The following is a 15970-nucleotide window of genomic DNA, read 5'->3' as shown; positions in this document are numbered from 1 at the left end:
TCTAGCGACTGGAGGAGGAAACCATGGACAGTCAAATTAATCGTCGGAATTTCTTCAAAGGCTCTGCTCTGCTTGCGGGCAGCGCCGGTCTATTGGTTGGCGCGAACGGTACTGCGTACGCGAGCGGTGAGCCGATCCCCATTGGTCAGGCCGCGCCGCTGACAGACTTTGCGGCCGCGGATGGTGTCGAGTTCCGGAACGGGCTCATCCTCGCATGCGAGGAGATCAATGCCTTGGGCGGCGTGCTGGGCCGCCCCTTGGAGCCCTACTTCGAAGACACTAAGCAGATGGGGGATGCCACCAACGTTCAGGCCGTACAGCGACTGATCGATCGGTATGCCGTACACGCCGTGATAAATGGCTACAACCTCGGTTCCGGCTCTGCCGTCCAGGACGTCATCGCGGATGCGGGGATTATCTATATGCACAACGACACCTCGCGTGGACACGGGGCGCTCGTGGAGTCCGATCCGCAACGCTATTTCGGTTCGTTTCAGACCGACCCGGCAGAAATTTGGTACGGCACCGGCCTTCTCAAGTTCCTCAAGAGTCTTGAGGACGACCGTTCTTTCAGCCGTCCCAACAACAAGATGGCGATCATCCTGTCGGCAGGAACGTACGCTTCGAACATAGCCAATACCGTTCGCGACGGCGCTGCGGAATTTGGCTGGGATGTCAGTCTTTATGAAACGGTCAATGTGCCCATTTCCGAGTGGGGACCAACTCTTGCAAAAATCCGTCAAGATCCGCCCGCCGTCATAGTTGTCACCCACTACTTCCCGGCGGACTTGGCGCAGTTCATGATTCAATTCATGAACAATCCCACCCCGAGTCTCGTCTATATGCAGTACGGACCTTCGGTGAAATCCTTCCGGGACATTGCCGGAGAGGCAGCGAACGGCGTCGTGTTTTCCACGGTAATTGGCGCCCTCCAGGATGAGATAGGGTTAGAGTTTGAACGGCACTACAAGGAGCGCTTCGGCGCTGACGCCGGACACAACTCTGGAATGCAGTCGTATAATGGCGCTTGGATCTGGGCGACAGCTGCTGCACTTGCGGGTGGGTCCGGCGAACCTGGAAACGACGCGCAGAACCGGAAAGTGGCTGATCGGATCCGTTCGCTGATCTTCAGGGGCGTGGGCGGAACAACGCGTTTTACTCCCGCCGGCCAGGATGTCTATTCGTATCCAGGCGGCGTCGACGACCCCTCTCTTGGAATGCCGCACCAGTTCCTGCAAATACAGGACTACACGAGGGAACCCGACCTTATTGCACCATGGCCTTACGGGAAAGCGGCTTTCAAGCTGCCGCCTTGGATGAATGGGTGAGGTCGGGCGATGTCTGCGAGTATCTCGCCCCCTCTATTGTCCTGTCGAAATGTCACAAAGCAGTTTGGCTCGCTGGTTGCCATTGACGATTTGAGCTTCGATCTTCCTGCCGGGGAAATCCTCGGCATCGGCGGCCCAAACGGCGCCGGAAAGACCACCTTGTTCGAGGTCATCTCGGGACATAACACAGCCACAAGCGGCCAGATCCTGCTCGAAGGACGGGATGTGACACGCTGTTCGCCCGTGCAGATGTGCCATGCGGGCATGGCGCGGGTTTTCCAGCTGAACACGGGCTTCGATAGCCTCAGTGTCCGCGACAACGTGCGCGTGGCGGCCTATTACGGCCGCCGCAACCGCGTTGTCCCGGGTATCAGCATGGAGCCTGCGGTCGAGGAAGCGGTCGATGCGGCGCTGCGCGATGTCGGGCTGGCGGGGAGCGACGACTGTCTGACGGCGACGCTGCCCGTGCTGGACCGCAAGCTTCTGATGCTTGCGAGCGCCCTGGTGATGAAGCCAAGGCTGCTGCTGCTCGACGAGCCGGTTGGCGGGCTCACGCATAAGGAAATCGATCATGTGGCAGAGATTGTCAGAAGGGTCGCGGCAACGGGCGTGACGGTTCTGTTGATCGAGCATGTCATGCGGTTTCTGGTCCAGCTCTCCACGCGGGTGCTGATCCTGCATCACGGCCGGAAGCTTTACGAAGGCCCGGCCGCGGGGCTCGCCAATGACCGCGACGTTGTGGACGTCTATCTGGGCAAGGGTGCCGGTGAATATGTCGCCGCGTTAACCGCTGGGGATGCGCAACATGTCGGCTGAACTCTCGATCCGAAACCTTACCGCCGGCTATGGCGCGCAAGTCGTTCTGCGCGATCTCTCGCTCGAGATCACGGAGGGAACGCTTGCGGCGCTGATCGGACCGAACGGCCATGGCAAGACAACGCTGCTGCGCGCGATTTCCGGCCTTGTGCCGATCACGGCCGGACAGATCACTCTCGCCGGAACCCGTATCGATCCTCTCCGACCGGACGCGATCGTCGCCAGCGGCATCGTTCATGTCCCGCAGGGAGATCTCCTCTTCCCCGACATGACCGTCCTGGAGAACCTCCGCATGGGCAGTTATCTGCCCGCCGCCGCGCGGCTCGAGAAGCAGCGGCTGGAAGAGGTTTTTTCGCTGCTGCCCAAGTTGCGCGACCGGCAGCAGCAGACGGCCAGCACATTGTCCGGAGGGGAAAGGCGGATGGTCGGCATTGGCCGCGGCCTGATGACCTCGGGGCGGATACTGATGCTGGATGAGCCTTCCCTGGGTTTGGCGCCGATCATCATCGATCAGATCTACGATGTGATCGACACCCTGCGCGGGTCCGGGCGGACGGTGATTCTGGTCGAGGAGAATGCAATGCGCGCGGCGGATATCGCTGACGAGGTGCATCTTCTCGACCACGGCAGCATCGCGTGGCACGGAAAAGGTTCGGAAATGTCCGGTCGGCCGGAATTGCTCGAAACCTATCTTGGATCCTAGAGGGGCCGATGGACACAATACTTCAAATTCTCGCTTCCGGCCTCACGTTGGGCGCCATGTACGCGATATCCACCGCAGGGCTTGCGCTGGTTTTCGGCGCGATGAACATGCTCAATATGAGCCATGGCGCGATCCTGGCGCTTGGCGGCTATCTTTCCTATTTCGCTGTCGGCGGGATGGGCCTGCCGGCCCCGGTCGGGGTCGTCTTCGCGGTGCTCGTCTGTGCTGCCGTCGGTGTCTTGATCTATCAGATTGTAGCGCGGCCGATGCTCCGGTCCGCCAATTTCGAGACCCGCATCTTTATTGCCACGATCGGCGTGGGTGTCATTCTCGAAAGCATCATTCTGGAAACCTTCGGGCCACAACCCAAGCCGCAGCCGGTTTCGATGCCGGGTTCGCTGACCCTGGCTGGCGTGCATCTGCCCTACCAGAACCTCATGATCCTTGGCATCGCCATGCTGCTGATGGCGGCGCTGGGCTTTGCCCTCCAGAAAACACGGATCGGGAGAGCCATTCGGGCAACTGCCCAGAACAGGGACGCCGCCCAATTGATGGGGGTGCCTATCGGCTATGTCTATGCCCTCGTTCTGGCAATTTCGGGCGGGCTGGCCGCGGTTTCAGGCATAACGATTTCCTCCCTCTCCAGTCTGCTTCCCAATATGGGTGCGGATCCCATGCTCAAGGCGTTCATTATCTGTGTGGTTGCCGGGCTGGGGAGTCTTCCCGGCAGCGTGATGGCGGCGCTTTTCATCGGCGTCCTGGAGGCAATCGTCCAGTATGTTTTTGGTGTCCGTTTCAGCTTCGCACTCCTGCTCATCCTGGTGATCATTGTACTAATCGGCCGACCGCAAGGCGTATTCGGCCGCGTTCAGGGAGTTCGGCTATGACCGCGCGGCAGCGAGACATAACTCTGTGTCTGCTCTTTTCGGGTCTTGCAGCGCTTCTGCCGCTCGTGTCCGATGTCAGATACACGGTTACGCAGACGACATTCTTCTTCATCTGGGCCACCGTCGTTGTCCAGTGGAACCTCGTCTTCGGGATCGGCGGTATCTTCTCCCTGGCTCAGATGGCCCTGTTCGCCATTGGCGCCTATACGACCGCCATGCTGGGATATTATTTCGGCACCTCGATGATCCTTGCCATGCCGATAGGTGCCCTGTTGGCGGTTCTGTTCAGTGTCGCGCTTGGCCTTGCCTGCCTGAAGCTGCGTGGCCCCTATGTCGCTTTGCTCACGCTGTGCGTGGCCCAGGTCCTCTATCTGACCATCGTCAACGATACGGACTGTTTCACCAACCCGCCGTCTGGCTGCATGCCGCTGATGGGTGGCGTTCGTGGATTTTCCAGGTTTGGCGATCTCGGCTTTCGGGAGCTGCTTGGTTCCGGGTTTTATGTCGGTCGCTACTATGTCGGCCTGGCGATTTTGACGGTTGCGATGATCGTTTCGATCATCGTCATCCGCAGTCCGATGGGGCTCGCGTTTCAGGCCCTGCGCGACAACCCGGTCTACGCGGCGGCGCGCGGCATGGACCGCTTCAAATACCAGCTGTGGATCTTCGGTCTGTCGGCGTTCTTTACCGGACTTGCAGGATCGTTCTATGCGGTCAACACCGGCGCGGTGGGGCCGGTGGTGTTCTCCTTCTCGCATTTGCTGTTCCTTCTCTCCATGATCATTGTCGGCGGGGTCGGGACAATCTGGGGGCCGATCGTCGGGGCGCTTTTGTTGATGTTCGCGGAGGAGGCCATGCGGGAGCTTGGCGATATGCGGGATATCGGCATGGGGCTGATTCTGGTGGTGTGTGTGGTTCTGATGCCGCGCGGCATTGTGGGGCTGTTCGAGGACCTCGTCCGCTGGCGCACAGCCCGGACGGCGCAGGCAGTGCCGCTGCCGAGACGGGAGACGGTCTGATGAAACCAAAACACATGGCGCGGAGTGCGACCGAACTCCTGAAATCGTTACGCAAGGGCGAAACGACCGCCGAAGCAGCGGTGAAAGAGGCTTTGGAAAGAGTCCAAGCCCATGCAGACCTGAACGCCTTCATAGGCGTATATGCTGAAGAAGCTTTGGAACGGGCGCGGACTATCGATCAATCGCGCCGACAGGGCGAGCGGCAGGGACCGCTCGCGGGGCTTCCTATCTGTATAAAGGACAATATTGACGTAAAGGGCTGGTTCACGACAGGCGCAACACCGTCGCTCGCGGGATTGATGGCGCACCGCACCGCAAGTGTGGTCGACCGCCTCCAGGAAGCCGGCGCGATTGTCATAGGGAAAACCAACCTGCACGAATTGGCGTTTGGGATCACTAACACCAATTTTGGCGAGACGTACACATCCACTCGCAATCCCCACGATCCGCTGCGAATTACCGGCGGTTCCTCCGGTGGAACGGCTGCCGCGGTAGCCGCAGGCATCGTCTCGGCGGGTCTGGGAACGGATACATCCGGATCCATTAGAATTCCTGCATCCCTCTGCGGCATTGCGGGTTTACGTCCGTCCGTCGGCGACGGGGGGGAACAGAGGCGCTACCCATCTGATGGTGTTCTGCCCATAAGCCACACCAACGATACGGTCGGCCCTATGGCGGCGTCGGTGGCGGATCTCGCGTTGCTTGATGCTGCGATCTGCGGCGGAGAGGTCGCGGAGCCAGTGCCGCTTTCGCAGGTTACGCTCGGCCTGCCGAAGTGCTTCTGGGATGCTCTCGATCCCAAGGTTGAAACTGTTTGCCATGACCTGTGCAATCGATTGAAAGAGCAGGGTGTAACGTTTGTTGAGGTCGATCTTCCGGGACTGCGCTGTCTTCTGGAAAAGATTTCAGCGCCGGTGGTGCTACATGAGCCCATCGCCGACATACCCGCATATCTGGCACAAAACGGATATGGCGAAATTACCTTAGCAAACATCGCCGAAAAGATCGTCAATCCTGATGTGCAAGCAGCATTCGATTTGATCTTACGGGACGCATTGGGGGAGGCTTACGAAGCGGCAGTCTCCATCTACCGCCCGCAGCTTTGCGGCCTTTATGAGCGCGTCTTCAACGATGCTCGATTGGATGCTCTTCTGTTTCCAACAACTCCTGTTCCCGCGATGGAAGCTATCAATGATGCTTTTGGCATGATTGATATTCCCAATGTTGGAACTGTCAAAGTATTCGACACGTATATCCGCAACACGGATCCCGGTGCCAATGCCGGCCTGCCAGGCTTGTCTATTCCCATTGGTGCCACGGAGCAGGGCCTACCTGTTGGTATGGAGCTCGATGGTCCCGTTGGCAGCGACAGAAGACTCCTAGGTATCGGTCTGTCGGTGGAGGCTATACTGGCTTGGCGTGGCGATGTCGTTCCTGCTGCATGATAGGGCTTTCGCGACGGATCAGCGGCAGCAAGGCACATGCTCGATGCAGAGAAATAACCCGCTTCAGATTTTCCGAGATTCACCCGATTTGGATCGATGCAGACTGTCTTCGAAACATTTCTGGAGCGCATATCGGAAAGCATAGATGAAGTGGATTTCCGCGACGCACTGGCAGACGCGGCGAAACACCTTGGTCTTCCGACGTTTGCGTATCTGGTCGTCCCGGCGAAATCCGCCGAAAAGCCGAGGCTGATCTCGAACTATCCCTTGGGCTGGACATCTTACTACCTCCGTCACCGGTACGACGAGATCGATCCGGTAATCCAGAGGGCTCGGTGCGGAGGTTGCCCGTTTCAGTGGAGGCATGGGTGCTGCGGAGGCAATGCCACACAAGCACAGCAGAGAATGCTCAACGAAGCAGCCGAATTCGGCATTGCCAGCGGATTAACGATCCCGATCCATGATCTTCGCGGTGGCTTTGCAGCACTGACATTTGCAGCTGATGAGCGCAATCCGGCATTTTTGCGTGCAGCGGAAAAGTATGAGCTGGCGCTGCAACTGATGGCGACATGCTTTCATGTGGAAGTACGCCGGACGACGGTCGATGATCAATCGATTGATGGCATCAGGCTAACGCCCCGTGAATACGAATGCCTGCAATGGGCCGTTGCGGGCAAGTCGACATACGACATAGCTACGATTCTCGGCATACGGCGGCGTACGGTCGCTTTCCATCTCGACAACGCAAAGGAAAAACTGGGGGTGCGCACGATCAATCAGGCCGTGGCACGCTTCTCAGCCTCGAGACGGATCGCTCGTCGCTAGACCGACTCGGCCTTTACCCGTGCTACTACACAGGCTGTTTTGCCGCGGCGCAACGCCTCCAATGGCAGGGTCTTTCCTGCGAGGAGGTTACCGTAATGATACTGCTGATTGGGCCGGGCTGGCGAGAGTCATTTGCTGACGAAATCGGGCAGATGCACCGTCTGCGACACCGGGTCTTCAAGGGCCGGCTTGATTGGGAGGTCCAGACCGCCGGCGGCTTCGAGCTCGATAGATTTGATGCCTTGGGGCCCTACTATCTGCTGCTGCGCGCAGTGGATGGACGCGTCAACGGTTGCGTCCGACTGCTTCCCTCGACCGGCCCCACGATGTTGGACCAGGTGTTTCCGGTCCTGCTAGATGGTCGGCCGGCACCGAAGGAACCCAAAATTTGGGAAAGCAGCCGCTTCGCGCTCGACCTGACGCCATCGGCGCCGAAGTATGCAGGCGGTATCGGCCATGGAACTTATCAGCTTTTCGCAGGGATGCTCGAATTCGGCGTGTCCCGCGAACTCAGCCACATCGTCACCGTGACCGACCTGCGTATGGAGCGCATCCTGCGCAGGGCCGGCTGGCCGCTGGAAAGGATCAGCGATCCGCGGACCATCGGCAAGACACAAGCCGTGGCCGGCTATCTTGATGTTACTCGCGAGCGCCTCGAAGTGGTTCGCCGGAACGGCGGGATCGGCAGCCCGGTATTGTGGGGGCCAGTGGCCTTGCAAGACTGCTTGACACGCTCGGCCGTTTCTCGCTGATCCGGGGGAACTTGTCGTGTCCGAACGGAGCCCCCAGACTCAATGGCCGGCATGGCAGAACCGCGATGCCTATGAGTACACCATCAAGCTGACACGGCGTGGCTGGGCCTGGGAGTTTCTGCGGCGCAACCCCAGGTTCCAGTGCGATTTGGCACGTGCATTGGAGCACGTCAGATACGTAGACCAGGAGTCAAATCTCCTTGCGATCGAACCGCCGGTCGACCTGACGCGGTGGGGGCTGCTATTTCGCAGACTCCCTAAGGAGTGACGCGACTGTATTCTGGTGCCCCCGCCGATGCTTGCATGTGCTGCCTGTCATTGCGGAACAGGCACGGTTCCCATCGGCAAGGTCATCGTTTGACCTGGCCGCACTGCCATGTCGGGTAGTGATCCTGATAATGGCTGACGGTCGGCAGCATGTCTTGCTGCGGGATTCTCACCGGGAAATCCAGCTCGTCGTAGAAGGCGTGGGTGTATTGCTGCCCGTTCAGCTCCACGTCGACGCTATCTGGCCAGCCAATCGCTTGAGGCATCGGATGAATGGGCTCGAATGCCTCAATACTCTTTGCACGACCGGACAACTCCCGGAGAGGCTGTTTCCACCCGAAGCGCGTGGCAGCCGTCTTCGCCTTGTCCTTCAAGCGCTTGACGGGTCACTGGCCGGAGCATCCCAACGCGAAATCGCGACGGCCTTGATGGGGCGGCAGCGTGTCCAGGCCGACTGGACGGACCCGGGCGACCATCTTCGCGATCGCATCCGCCGTGCCATCAGGCGCGGCCGCGTCCTCATGAATTGTAACTACCGGGATTTCCTGGCGTGAGCGACGCCTGGAGCGCGCTGACTAGCGCGCGAACAGTTTCCTATATCCGGTCGTTACCATCCAGTTTGCACGGTCGAGATGGCTGCGGACGGCCTTCTGGGCACGCTTTGGCTCCCGCAGAGGGTCGATCCCCAGGATGATCTGCGCCATCTCCTTCTCGCTCGCATTGTCAGCAGCGGCGTCTAGGAGCCTCATGTAGAGTGTGAAGTGCTCCTGGTCGTAACCGGTGAGGTTGTTGGACCAGGGGACTTCTTCTTGGATTTCCGATTTCATCGCACTCTTAGTGCCGGTTCGAGATTCATGCATGATATTTGCAGTTCGGTTGTGATTGGTCAGAGCAAGCTATACTCTTGGCCAACTCACTATAGCGAATGGGAATTATCGTTCCTAGAACGAAAGTTCCCATTCTGATTCCTATCTCGCCATGGACCTCAAAGAGGTCATGGCGATCAATATGCGTCGTTTGCGCCATGATCAGGACCTGACGCAGGAGGAGTTGGCAGCCCGCGCAGAACTCAGCATGCGCTACGTGGGCTCGATAGAGCGTGCTCGGGTCTCTGCAAGTGTGAGCGTGTTGGGTCAGCTGGCAAAAGCTCTCAACGTTGATCCTTGCGAGCTGATCAGGCCGCCACAGAATTAGAAGTCGATCTAGTCACGCCTCTTTTGCCGAGTTTGAGGTTGGCGGACCACGCCTGCGCGCTCGCACGGCGTGCATTGGGTGCTCGTGGTCAAGATTTCTTTTCGACATGGTCTCGACCATTTGGCCTGAATGGTTTGCGTGCGTCTAATGGTCGAAGGTCCGTTAGCCAAGTTCCATTCCGCTAAATCTGACCTGTCCGTTATGCACGCTATGCTGCGCTATACTTCGAAAGCAGGTCGATAGGCATTTCATAAGTCACGCTTCCGGCTCATGGTCATTCTTATGACCGACCTTAGCAAGAGATTTGCTGTGTCCTCGCCACATTCTGCCTTCGTCGGGCACAATGCACGACGGGTTTCCGAAGTTGAGCAACTGTCGGTCAAGAGACTTCGTGCTGGTGAACTAACTGGTCATCAATGTCTTCCGAGGGCAGGGAAAGACTTGCACGCAGAGATTGATGATGCGATTCTGAAGCTCGCGCGGGTTCTCGCACGCCAAGCCGCCAGAGAAGACCATGCGCGCCAACAAGCAGGGAGCGCATGTCATGACGAAACGCGCGGCAATATACGCGAGGTTTTCCACCGACCTGCAGAATGAACGGTCGATCGAGGATCAGGTTACCCTCTGCAGGAAGCATGCCGGAGAGCACAATCTAACGGTCGTTGCGACTTATGAGGACAGGGCCCGTTCAGGCGCCTCGGTGTTTGGACGGGAAGGTCTCGTTCAACTCATGGATGCCGCCCGAGATGGCGCGTTCGATGTGGTGGTCATCGAGGCGCTCGACAGGCTCTCGCGCGACATGGAAGACTTGGCGGGTATCCATAAGCGCCTGTCCTTTCTCAACATCGAAATTCGCGCTGTGCACGACGGCGTCGCCAACACTGTTCTCGTCGGCCTCCGTGGGCTGGTAGGTCAGCTCTATCGTGAAGATAACGCACACAAGATTCGCCGCGGCCAGGCCGGGCGGGTTGGCCAAGGCCTCAACGCCGGCGGCCTGACATTCGGCTACGCTCCGGTTCCAGGTGAGCCGGGAAAGAGGCAGATCGTCGAAGAAGAGGCCGAAATCATCCGTCGCATATTCGAGGAATATGTCTCCGGTCGAACGCCGCGTGACATCGCGCGTGACCTCAACCGCGACGATGTTACGCCCCCGCGCGGAACGAAGTGGAACGCTTCGACGATTAACGGCAACGTGCAGCGCGGCACTGGCATTCTGCAGAACGAACTCTACGGTGGCCGACTGGTCTGGAATAAGGTGCGCATGGTGAAGGACCCTGACACGGGCCGCCGTGTCTCGCGCCCCAATCCGAAAGAGGAGTGGCAGTCGTCCGACGTGCCTGAACTCGCGATTGTCAGTCGCGACCTGTTCGAGCAGGCACAGGCGCGCAAACGTGAACGCAGCGTTGATCATCCACACCACCATCGCCGGCCGCGCCATATGCTTTCGGGGCTGCTTCGGTGCGGCGCCTGCGGATCAGGCATGTCGACTAACGGCAAGGACAAGTCGGGTCGTGTCCGGATCAGATGCTCGGCCGCGACGGAAAGCGGGGCGTGCCCTGATCCGAAGACCTTCTATCTCGAAACCGTGGAAACTGCTGTTCTGGCCAGACTGCGGGCCGAGATGAAGAGCCCCAAGGTGCTCGCAGAATACGTGAAGACCTATCACGAGGAACGCAAGCGACTATCGGCGGAGGCCGACGCTAATCGAACACGGCTTGAGCGCCGTGCCGATAAGCTCAAGCGCGAGATCGACCGGTTGGTCGATCATCTCGCCAAGGGCATCGGTGATCCATATATAATCGGCCCCCGCTCGACGGAACTCTACCACGAGCGCCAAGCGGTGCTTGCTGAGCTGGAGAAAGCTCCGCCCGCGTTTGAGGTGGTCTCGCTGCATCCAGCGATCCTGAAGCGCTACGAAGAGCAACTCGAAAGCCTGCAAGATGCACTAGCGGAAGGCATGCGTTCGGGCGACCGGGAATGCGCGGAAGCCATACGGGAACTCGTCGAGACGGTTACCATCTACCGCGATCCCTCCGAACCCGGCGCCGTCGAGATCGAGATTGCAGGGCGCCTGAATTCGATCCTTGGCGACCGCGCATACCCCAATGGTGTCAAACGGGTGTGGGGATTGATGGTAGCGGAGGAGGGACTCGAACCCCCGACACGCGGATTATGATTCCGCTGCTCTAACCAACTGAGCTACTCCGCCAGACCGGCAGCAGGCTGCAAGGCCCGCGCGAGTGAGCCCGCATATAGTCGGCGCCGCGGTCGCCTGTCAAGAGAGGAGCGGCAGGTTAGGCACGCTTCTCCCCACCCGCCGTTTCGTGCAGCTCCTGAGGGCGTCGGTGGATGTCCCTGCAGCAGGCAATGCCACAAGCAGGGGGACAGCGCAGCGCCTCTCCCCTGCCGGGTTCAACTGCGTTTCCCTCACCCGAGAATTGAGCTAGAGCAGGGTGCGTGGCGGCGGCCGGACGGCGCGCGAGGCAGCCTTATGCCGCCAGCAGCAACAAGACCGGCAACGAGCAGGCAAGACGGACGAGATGGCGGGGCATAACGACAGCGAAACGAGCGGCAGCGACCAGGGCAACAGCGGGCTCGGTTCCCTCTTCGCGTTTCTGATCCGCGACGGCAACCTGATGCGCTCGCCGGTGCTCGCCTATGCCGTGCTGGCCAGCGTCACCCGCTCCGGCATGATCTACGCCATCAACACGCTGGCAGGCGCTGCGGCCATCGCCACCGGCGACGTGCTTCTGCTGCTTGCGGCCATCGCTTCGACCCTGACCTTCTCGCATCTGGCGCGCGTCGCCAGCTTCCGCCTCGTCGAGACCACCAAACGGCGGCTGCGCACCGAGTTGAGCCGGCGGCTGCTGGATGCGCGTGCCGACTTTCTCTCCCGCCGCGACCACGGCAAGGTCTATTCCATCGTCACCCATGAGGTGAACCAGATCTCCTATGCGTCGGTGAATTTCATCCAATCGCTGGAAGCCGCGCTGGTGATCGCCTTCTGCATTCCCTACATCTTCTATCTGTCATGGCCGAGCGGCGTCGCGACGCTGGGCGCCGTCGTGATCGGCGCCATCGGCTACCTGCTGGCGCAAACGCCGGCGCAGGCGAGCGCGGAGCGCGCCTCGCGGACGGAATGGACCTTCTTCGACCGGGTCAACGACGTCCTGCGCGGCTACAAGGAGCTGCGGCTGCGGCGCGCCCGGCGCGACGGGCTGCAGGCGGACATCGTCGATGCGGCAAGCCGCGAACGCGAGCTGAAGGTCACCGCAGAGCGCTTCTTCAGTCTCGGCCAGACGGTCGCCCAGGGGGCTATGATGGGGCTCCTTTGCCTCATTGTCGTCGGCCTGCCGCTGTTCGCCGGCACGCCGACCGAAACGGTCCTGCAGGTGTTGACCGTGGTGCTGCTAACCTATGGCCCGGTGGAAACCGTGATGGGCAATCTCGCCTCCTTCTCGCGCGCCGCCGTCGCCCGCAGGCTGATCGCCGGGCTGGAAAAGGACCTGATCGCCGAGGCCGAGACCGACGCCCCGACCACAGGACCTGCCGCTCCCCCTGCCCGCTTCTCGCGGATCGAGCTGCGCGGCGTGACGGCGACCCTGTCGGAGGCGCCGCCCGAAGGGGCGACCGCTCCGGCCGACGACGAACGCTTTACTGTCGGGCCGCTCGACCTCGTTCTGGAGCCGGGCGAAGTCGTGTTCATCAGCGGCGGCAATGGCGCTGGAAAGTCGACCCTGATCTCGCTGCTGACCGGCCTGCGCCGGCCCGAGGGTGGCGAAATCCTGCGCGACGGGCAGCCGGTGACCCCTGCGAACCTTCAGGACTACCGGGACCTGTTCAGCGCGGTCTTCAGCGAGTTCCACCTCTTCTCGCGGCTCTATGGGCTGGACGAGGCAGAACAGGCCAAGGTTCCCCCGCATCTCGCAGAGCTCGACCTTGCCCACCGCATCCGTATCGAGAACGGCGCCTTTTCGACCCTGGCGCTGTCGACCGGTCAGAAGCGGCGGCTTGCCCTCTCCGTGGCCCTCGCCGAGGCACGGCCGATCATCGTGCTGGACGAATTCGCCGCCGACCAGGACCCGGTCCGCCGCAAGCTCTTCTACGACGTGCTGGTGCCGCAGATGGCAAGGGACGGCCATCTGGTCATCGCGGTGACCCACGACGAGCACTGTTTCGACAAGTGCGACCGGCTGATCCGCATGGAAGCCGGCCGTATCCTTGCCGACACCCGCCAACCGGGAGCGGCACACGCGATGGCGGATGCCGCATCCGGTGCCTGATCCTCAGGCCTTCACGCGGACGTTCTGCGGATCGTAGAGGGGGCCGAGTTCGATCCGGGCCGGAACCCGTTCGTTCGCAACCACAAGCTCATAGCTGCCGGCGCGCAAGTATGCCTCGTCCACACCGTCCGCACGGCGCACATAGCCATAGCCGATCGGCCGGTCCACCGTGTAGCCGTAGCCGCCGCTGGACAGATAGCCGGCAAACTCGCCGTCGCGCAGGATCGTCTCGCGGCCGAGCAGAACAACGCTCTGGTCCTCCACGGTGAAACAGGCGAGCTGCTTGCGCAGCGGCGCGGCCGCGATCCGCTCCGAAGCCTCCCGGCCGAGGAACGGCAGGCCGGAGCGCAGCTTCACCGCCCAGCCGAGACCGGCCTCGAACGGGCTGTCGTTCGGCGTGATGTCGGCGCCCCAGGCGCGATAGCCTTTTTCCAGGCGCAGGGATTCGATGGCGCGATAGCCGGCCGGCCGGATGCCGTGCGGGGCGCCCGCCTCCATCAGGGCATCGAACACCGCGCCCGTGGCGGCGATCGGCACGTGCAGCTCCCAGCCCAGCTCGCCGACATAGGTGACGCGCAAGGCCCGCACCGGATGCCCGGCGATCTCGATCACGCGCACATGGCCGAAGGGGAACGCCTCGCCAGAAACGTCCGCGCCCGGCGCAACCGTGGCAAGGACGTCGCGCGCCTTCGGGCCCATCAGCGACAGCGTGCCGAACTCCTCGGTCACGTCGACGAGGGTCGCATTGGAGCCTGCACGCAAGTGCTCGGCGATCCAGCTTCCGTCATGGGTACGGAAGCCGGTGCCGGTGACGATATAGAACAGATCGTCGGCAAGGCGCGCGACGGTGAGGTCGCATTCGATGCCGCCGCGGCTGTTGAGCAGCTGGGTATAGGTCAACCGGCCGGCCGGCTTGCCGACCTTGTTGGCGCAGATGAATTCCAGCTGCTCCGCCGCGTCCGGCCCGCGCAGTTCGAACTTGGCGAAGGACGACTGGTCGAACAGGCCGACCGCCTCGCGCACGGCCCGGTGCTCCTCGCCGACCGCCTCGAACCAGTTCTGCCGCCCCATGGAATAGACGTCGCGCGGCTCGTCACCAGGACGGGCGAACCAGTTCGGCCGCTCCCAGCCGAGCTTGGAGCCGAACACCGCCCCGCGCCCCTTCAGCCGCTCATAAAGCGGCGAGACGATGCGCGGCCGGCCGCTCGCATATTCCTCATGCGGGAAGACGATGGTGTAGTGCTTGCCATAGGCCTCCAGCGTGCGCTCGCAGACCCAGTCGCGGTCGCTGTGCAGTCCGGAGAAGCGGCGAATGTCGACGCTCCAAAGGTCGAGCGGCGCCTCGCCCTTCATCACCCATTCGGCGAGCACCCAGCCGGCACCGCCGCCCGAAGCGATGCCGAAGGCGTTGAAGCCAGCGCCGACATACATGTTCGCGCATTCGGGAGCTGCGCCGAGGATGAAGTTGCCGTCCGGCGTGAAGCTTTCCGGCCCGTTGATCATCTGCTTGACGCCGGTCTGCTCCAGCGCGGGAACGCGATGGATCGAGTTGACCAGATGCTGCTCGAAATGGTCCCAGTCGTCCTCGAACAGCTGGAACTGGAAATCGTCCGGCACATCGCCCGTAGTCCAGGCGATGGGGTCCGGCTCATACCCGCCGAGCGCCAGGCCGCCGACCTCCTCCTTGAAATAGGTGCGCCGGTCCGGGTCGCGCACCGTCGGGGTGTTGGAGGTGATGCCCTTGATCGGCTCAGTGATGATGTACTGGTGCTTGACCGGCTGCAGCGGCACGTTGACGCCCGCCATGGCGCCGACCTGCCGCGCCCACTGGCCGGCGCAGTTGACCACCGTGTCGCAGGCGATGCGCCCCTGCGTCGTCTCCACATGGGTGATGCGCGCCCCGTCCATGCCGAAGCCGGTGACCCGGATGCCCTCGACGATCCGCACCCCGTGCATGCGCGCGCCCTTGGCCAGCGACTGGGTGATGTCGGATGGGCTGGCCTGCCCGTCGGTCGGCAGGAAGGTCGCCCCCACCAGGTCGTCGACGCGCATCAATGGCCACATCGCCTTCACCTCGTCGGGCGAGAGCAGATGCATCTCCATGCCGAAACTGCGAGCGGTGGTGGCAAGGCGCCGATACTCGGTCCAGCGATCCTCGTTGCAGGCGAGCCGCAGACAGCCGGTCATCCGCCAGCCGGTCTCCAGACCCGTCTCGGCATCGAGCCGCTTGTAGAGGTCGACGGAGTATTTCAGCACCTGGGTGATCGAGGCGGAGGAGCGGAGCTGGCCGACCAGCCCGGCCGCATGCCAGGTCGAGCCGCTGGTGAGCTTGCCCTGTTCGAGCAGCAGCACATCGGCCTTGTGGTCGCGCGCCAGATGATAGGCGGTCGAACAGCCGATGATGCCGCCGCCGATGACGACGATCTGGGCCTGCTGTGGAAGCGACATGGA

The 15970-nt window shown here is 61.5% G+C and carries 16 protein-coding genes and 1 tRNA gene; 13 read left to right on the top strand and 4 right to left on the bottom strand.

Annotation, left to right across the window (positions count from 1 at the left end; genetic code table 11):
• The first annotated feature begins 23 nt into the window (after positions 1-23).
• The 9 genes from BBX35_RS09520 to BBX35_RS24080 all read left to right on the top strand — a co-directional run bounded on the left by BBX35_RS09520 (position 24) and on the right by BBX35_RS24080 (position 8043).
• The gene (locus BBX35_RS09520) at positions 24-1328 is read left to right on the top strand and encodes an ABC transporter substrate-binding protein (RefSeq protein ID WP_067219044.1); all 1305 of its coding nucleotides are present in this window, start codon (positions 24-26) and stop codon (positions 1326-1328) included.
• Positions 1329-1337: 9 nt separating this feature from the next.
• The gene (locus tag BBX35_RS09515) at positions 1338-2144 is read left to right on the top strand and encodes an ABC transporter ATP-binding protein (protein WP_067219041.1); all 807 of its coding nucleotides are present in this window, start codon (positions 1338-1340) and stop codon (positions 2142-2144) included.
• On the top strand, positions 2134-2847 hold the full coding sequence (locus tag BBX35_RS09510) for an ABC transporter ATP-binding protein (protein ID WP_067219038.1): 714 nt from the start codon (positions 2134-2136) through the stop codon (positions 2845-2847). Before BBX35_RS09515 ends, BBX35_RS09510 begins: the two co-directional genes overlap by 11 nt.
• Positions 2848-2855: 8 nt before the next feature.
• Entirely contained in the window at positions 2856-3734 is an 879-nt protein-coding gene (locus BBX35_RS09505; protein ID WP_067219036.1) for a branched-chain amino acid ABC transporter permease, read from the top strand.
• Entirely contained in the window at positions 3731-4753 is a 1023-nt protein-coding gene (locus BBX35_RS09500) for a branched-chain amino acid ABC transporter permease (protein WP_067219033.1), read from the top strand. The genes BBX35_RS09505 and BBX35_RS09500 overlap by 4 nt, the downstream gene beginning before the upstream one ends.
• On the top strand, positions 4753-6198 hold the full coding sequence (iaaH, locus tag BBX35_RS22800) for an indoleacetamide hydrolase (RefSeq protein WP_083206168.1): 1446 nt from the start codon (positions 4753-4755) through the stop codon (positions 6196-6198). The genes BBX35_RS09500 and iaaH overlap by 1 nt, the downstream gene beginning before the upstream one ends.
• Positions 6199-6294: 96 nt before the next feature.
• A complete protein-coding gene (locus tag BBX35_RS22795) occupies positions 6295-7023 on the top strand; it encodes a LuxR family transcriptional regulator (protein ID WP_083206167.1) in 729 nt (242 codons plus the stop codon).
• Positions 7024-7118: 95 nt separating this feature from the next.
• Positions 7119-7775, top strand: a complete 657-nt coding sequence (locus BBX35_RS09495; protein WP_067219032.1) for an acyl-homoserine-lactone synthase — start codon at positions 7119-7121, stop codon at positions 7773-7775.
• A gap of 16 nt (positions 7776-7791) precedes the next feature.
• A complete protein-coding gene (locus BBX35_RS24080; protein WP_425274573.1) occupies positions 7792-8043 on the top strand; it encodes a transcriptional regulator domain-containing protein in 252 nt (83 codons plus the stop codon).
• Between the two features lie 82 nt (positions 8044-8125).
• Here BBX35_RS24080 and BBX35_RS23890 read toward each other — a convergent pair whose 3' ends face one another.
• Positions 8126-8416, bottom strand: a complete 291-nt coding sequence (locus tag BBX35_RS23890; RefSeq protein WP_244271620.1) for a hypothetical protein — start codon at positions 8414-8416, stop codon at positions 8126-8128.
• Here BBX35_RS23890 and BBX35_RS09490 point away from each other — a divergent pair.
• Complete coding sequence (locus BBX35_RS09490) at positions 8312-8596, top strand: DNA -binding domain-containing protein (RefSeq protein WP_244271614.1); 285 nt, start codon at positions 8312-8314, stop codon at positions 8594-8596. The two genes, BBX35_RS23890 and BBX35_RS09490, sit on opposite strands and share 105 nt — an antisense overlap.
• Positions 8597-8617: 21 nt before the next feature.
• Here BBX35_RS09490 and BBX35_RS09485 read toward each other — a convergent pair whose 3' ends face one another.
• On the bottom strand, positions 8618-8869 hold the full coding sequence (locus tag BBX35_RS09485; protein WP_067219029.1) for a DNA -binding domain-containing protein: 252 nt from the start codon (positions 8867-8869) through the stop codon (positions 8618-8620).
• A 151-nt stretch (positions 8870-9020) separates the two neighbouring features.
• Between BBX35_RS09485 and BBX35_RS09480 the strand changes: the two genes are divergently transcribed.
• Positions 9021-9236: a helix-turn-helix domain-containing protein gene (locus BBX35_RS09480; protein ID WP_067219026.1), complete on the top strand. Its 216-nt coding sequence runs from the start codon at positions 9021-9023 to the stop codon at positions 9234-9236.
• A 514-nt stretch (positions 9237-9750) separates the two neighbouring features.
• Positions 9751-11412, top strand: a complete 1662-nt coding sequence (locus BBX35_RS09475) for a recombinase family protein (RefSeq protein WP_341871220.1) — start codon at positions 9751-9753, stop codon at positions 11410-11412.
• On the opposite strand, the gene BBX35_RS09470 is transcribed toward BBX35_RS09475, so the two are convergent.
• A tRNA-Met gene (locus BBX35_RS09470) sits at positions 11369-11445 on the bottom strand. The two genes, BBX35_RS09475 and BBX35_RS09470, sit on opposite strands and share 44 nt — an antisense overlap.
• 331 nt (positions 11446-11776) lie before the next feature.
• Between BBX35_RS09470 and BBX35_RS09465 the strand changes: the two genes are divergently transcribed.
• The gene (locus BBX35_RS09465; protein WP_067219025.1) at positions 11777-13519 is read left to right on the top strand and encodes a cyclic peptide export ABC transporter; all 1743 of its coding nucleotides are present in this window, start codon (positions 11777-11779) and stop codon (positions 13517-13519) included.
• Between the two features lie 3 nt (positions 13520-13522).
• Here the strand turns inward: BBX35_RS09465 and BBX35_RS09460 are convergent, their stop codons facing one another.
• Positions 13523-15967, bottom strand: coding sequence for a GcvT family protein (locus tag BBX35_RS09460; protein ID WP_067219022.1), 2445 nt, complete (start codon positions 15965-15967; stop codon positions 13523-13525).
• Positions 15968-15970 lie beyond the last annotated feature (3 nt).

Origin of the sequence: Stappia indica (genome assembly GCF_001696535.1) — a bacterium.
Taxonomy (GTDB): Bacteria; Pseudomonadota; Alphaproteobacteria; order Rhizobiales; family Stappiaceae; genus Stappia; species Stappia indica.
This window is presented reverse-complemented; position numbering and strand designations above follow the sequence as displayed.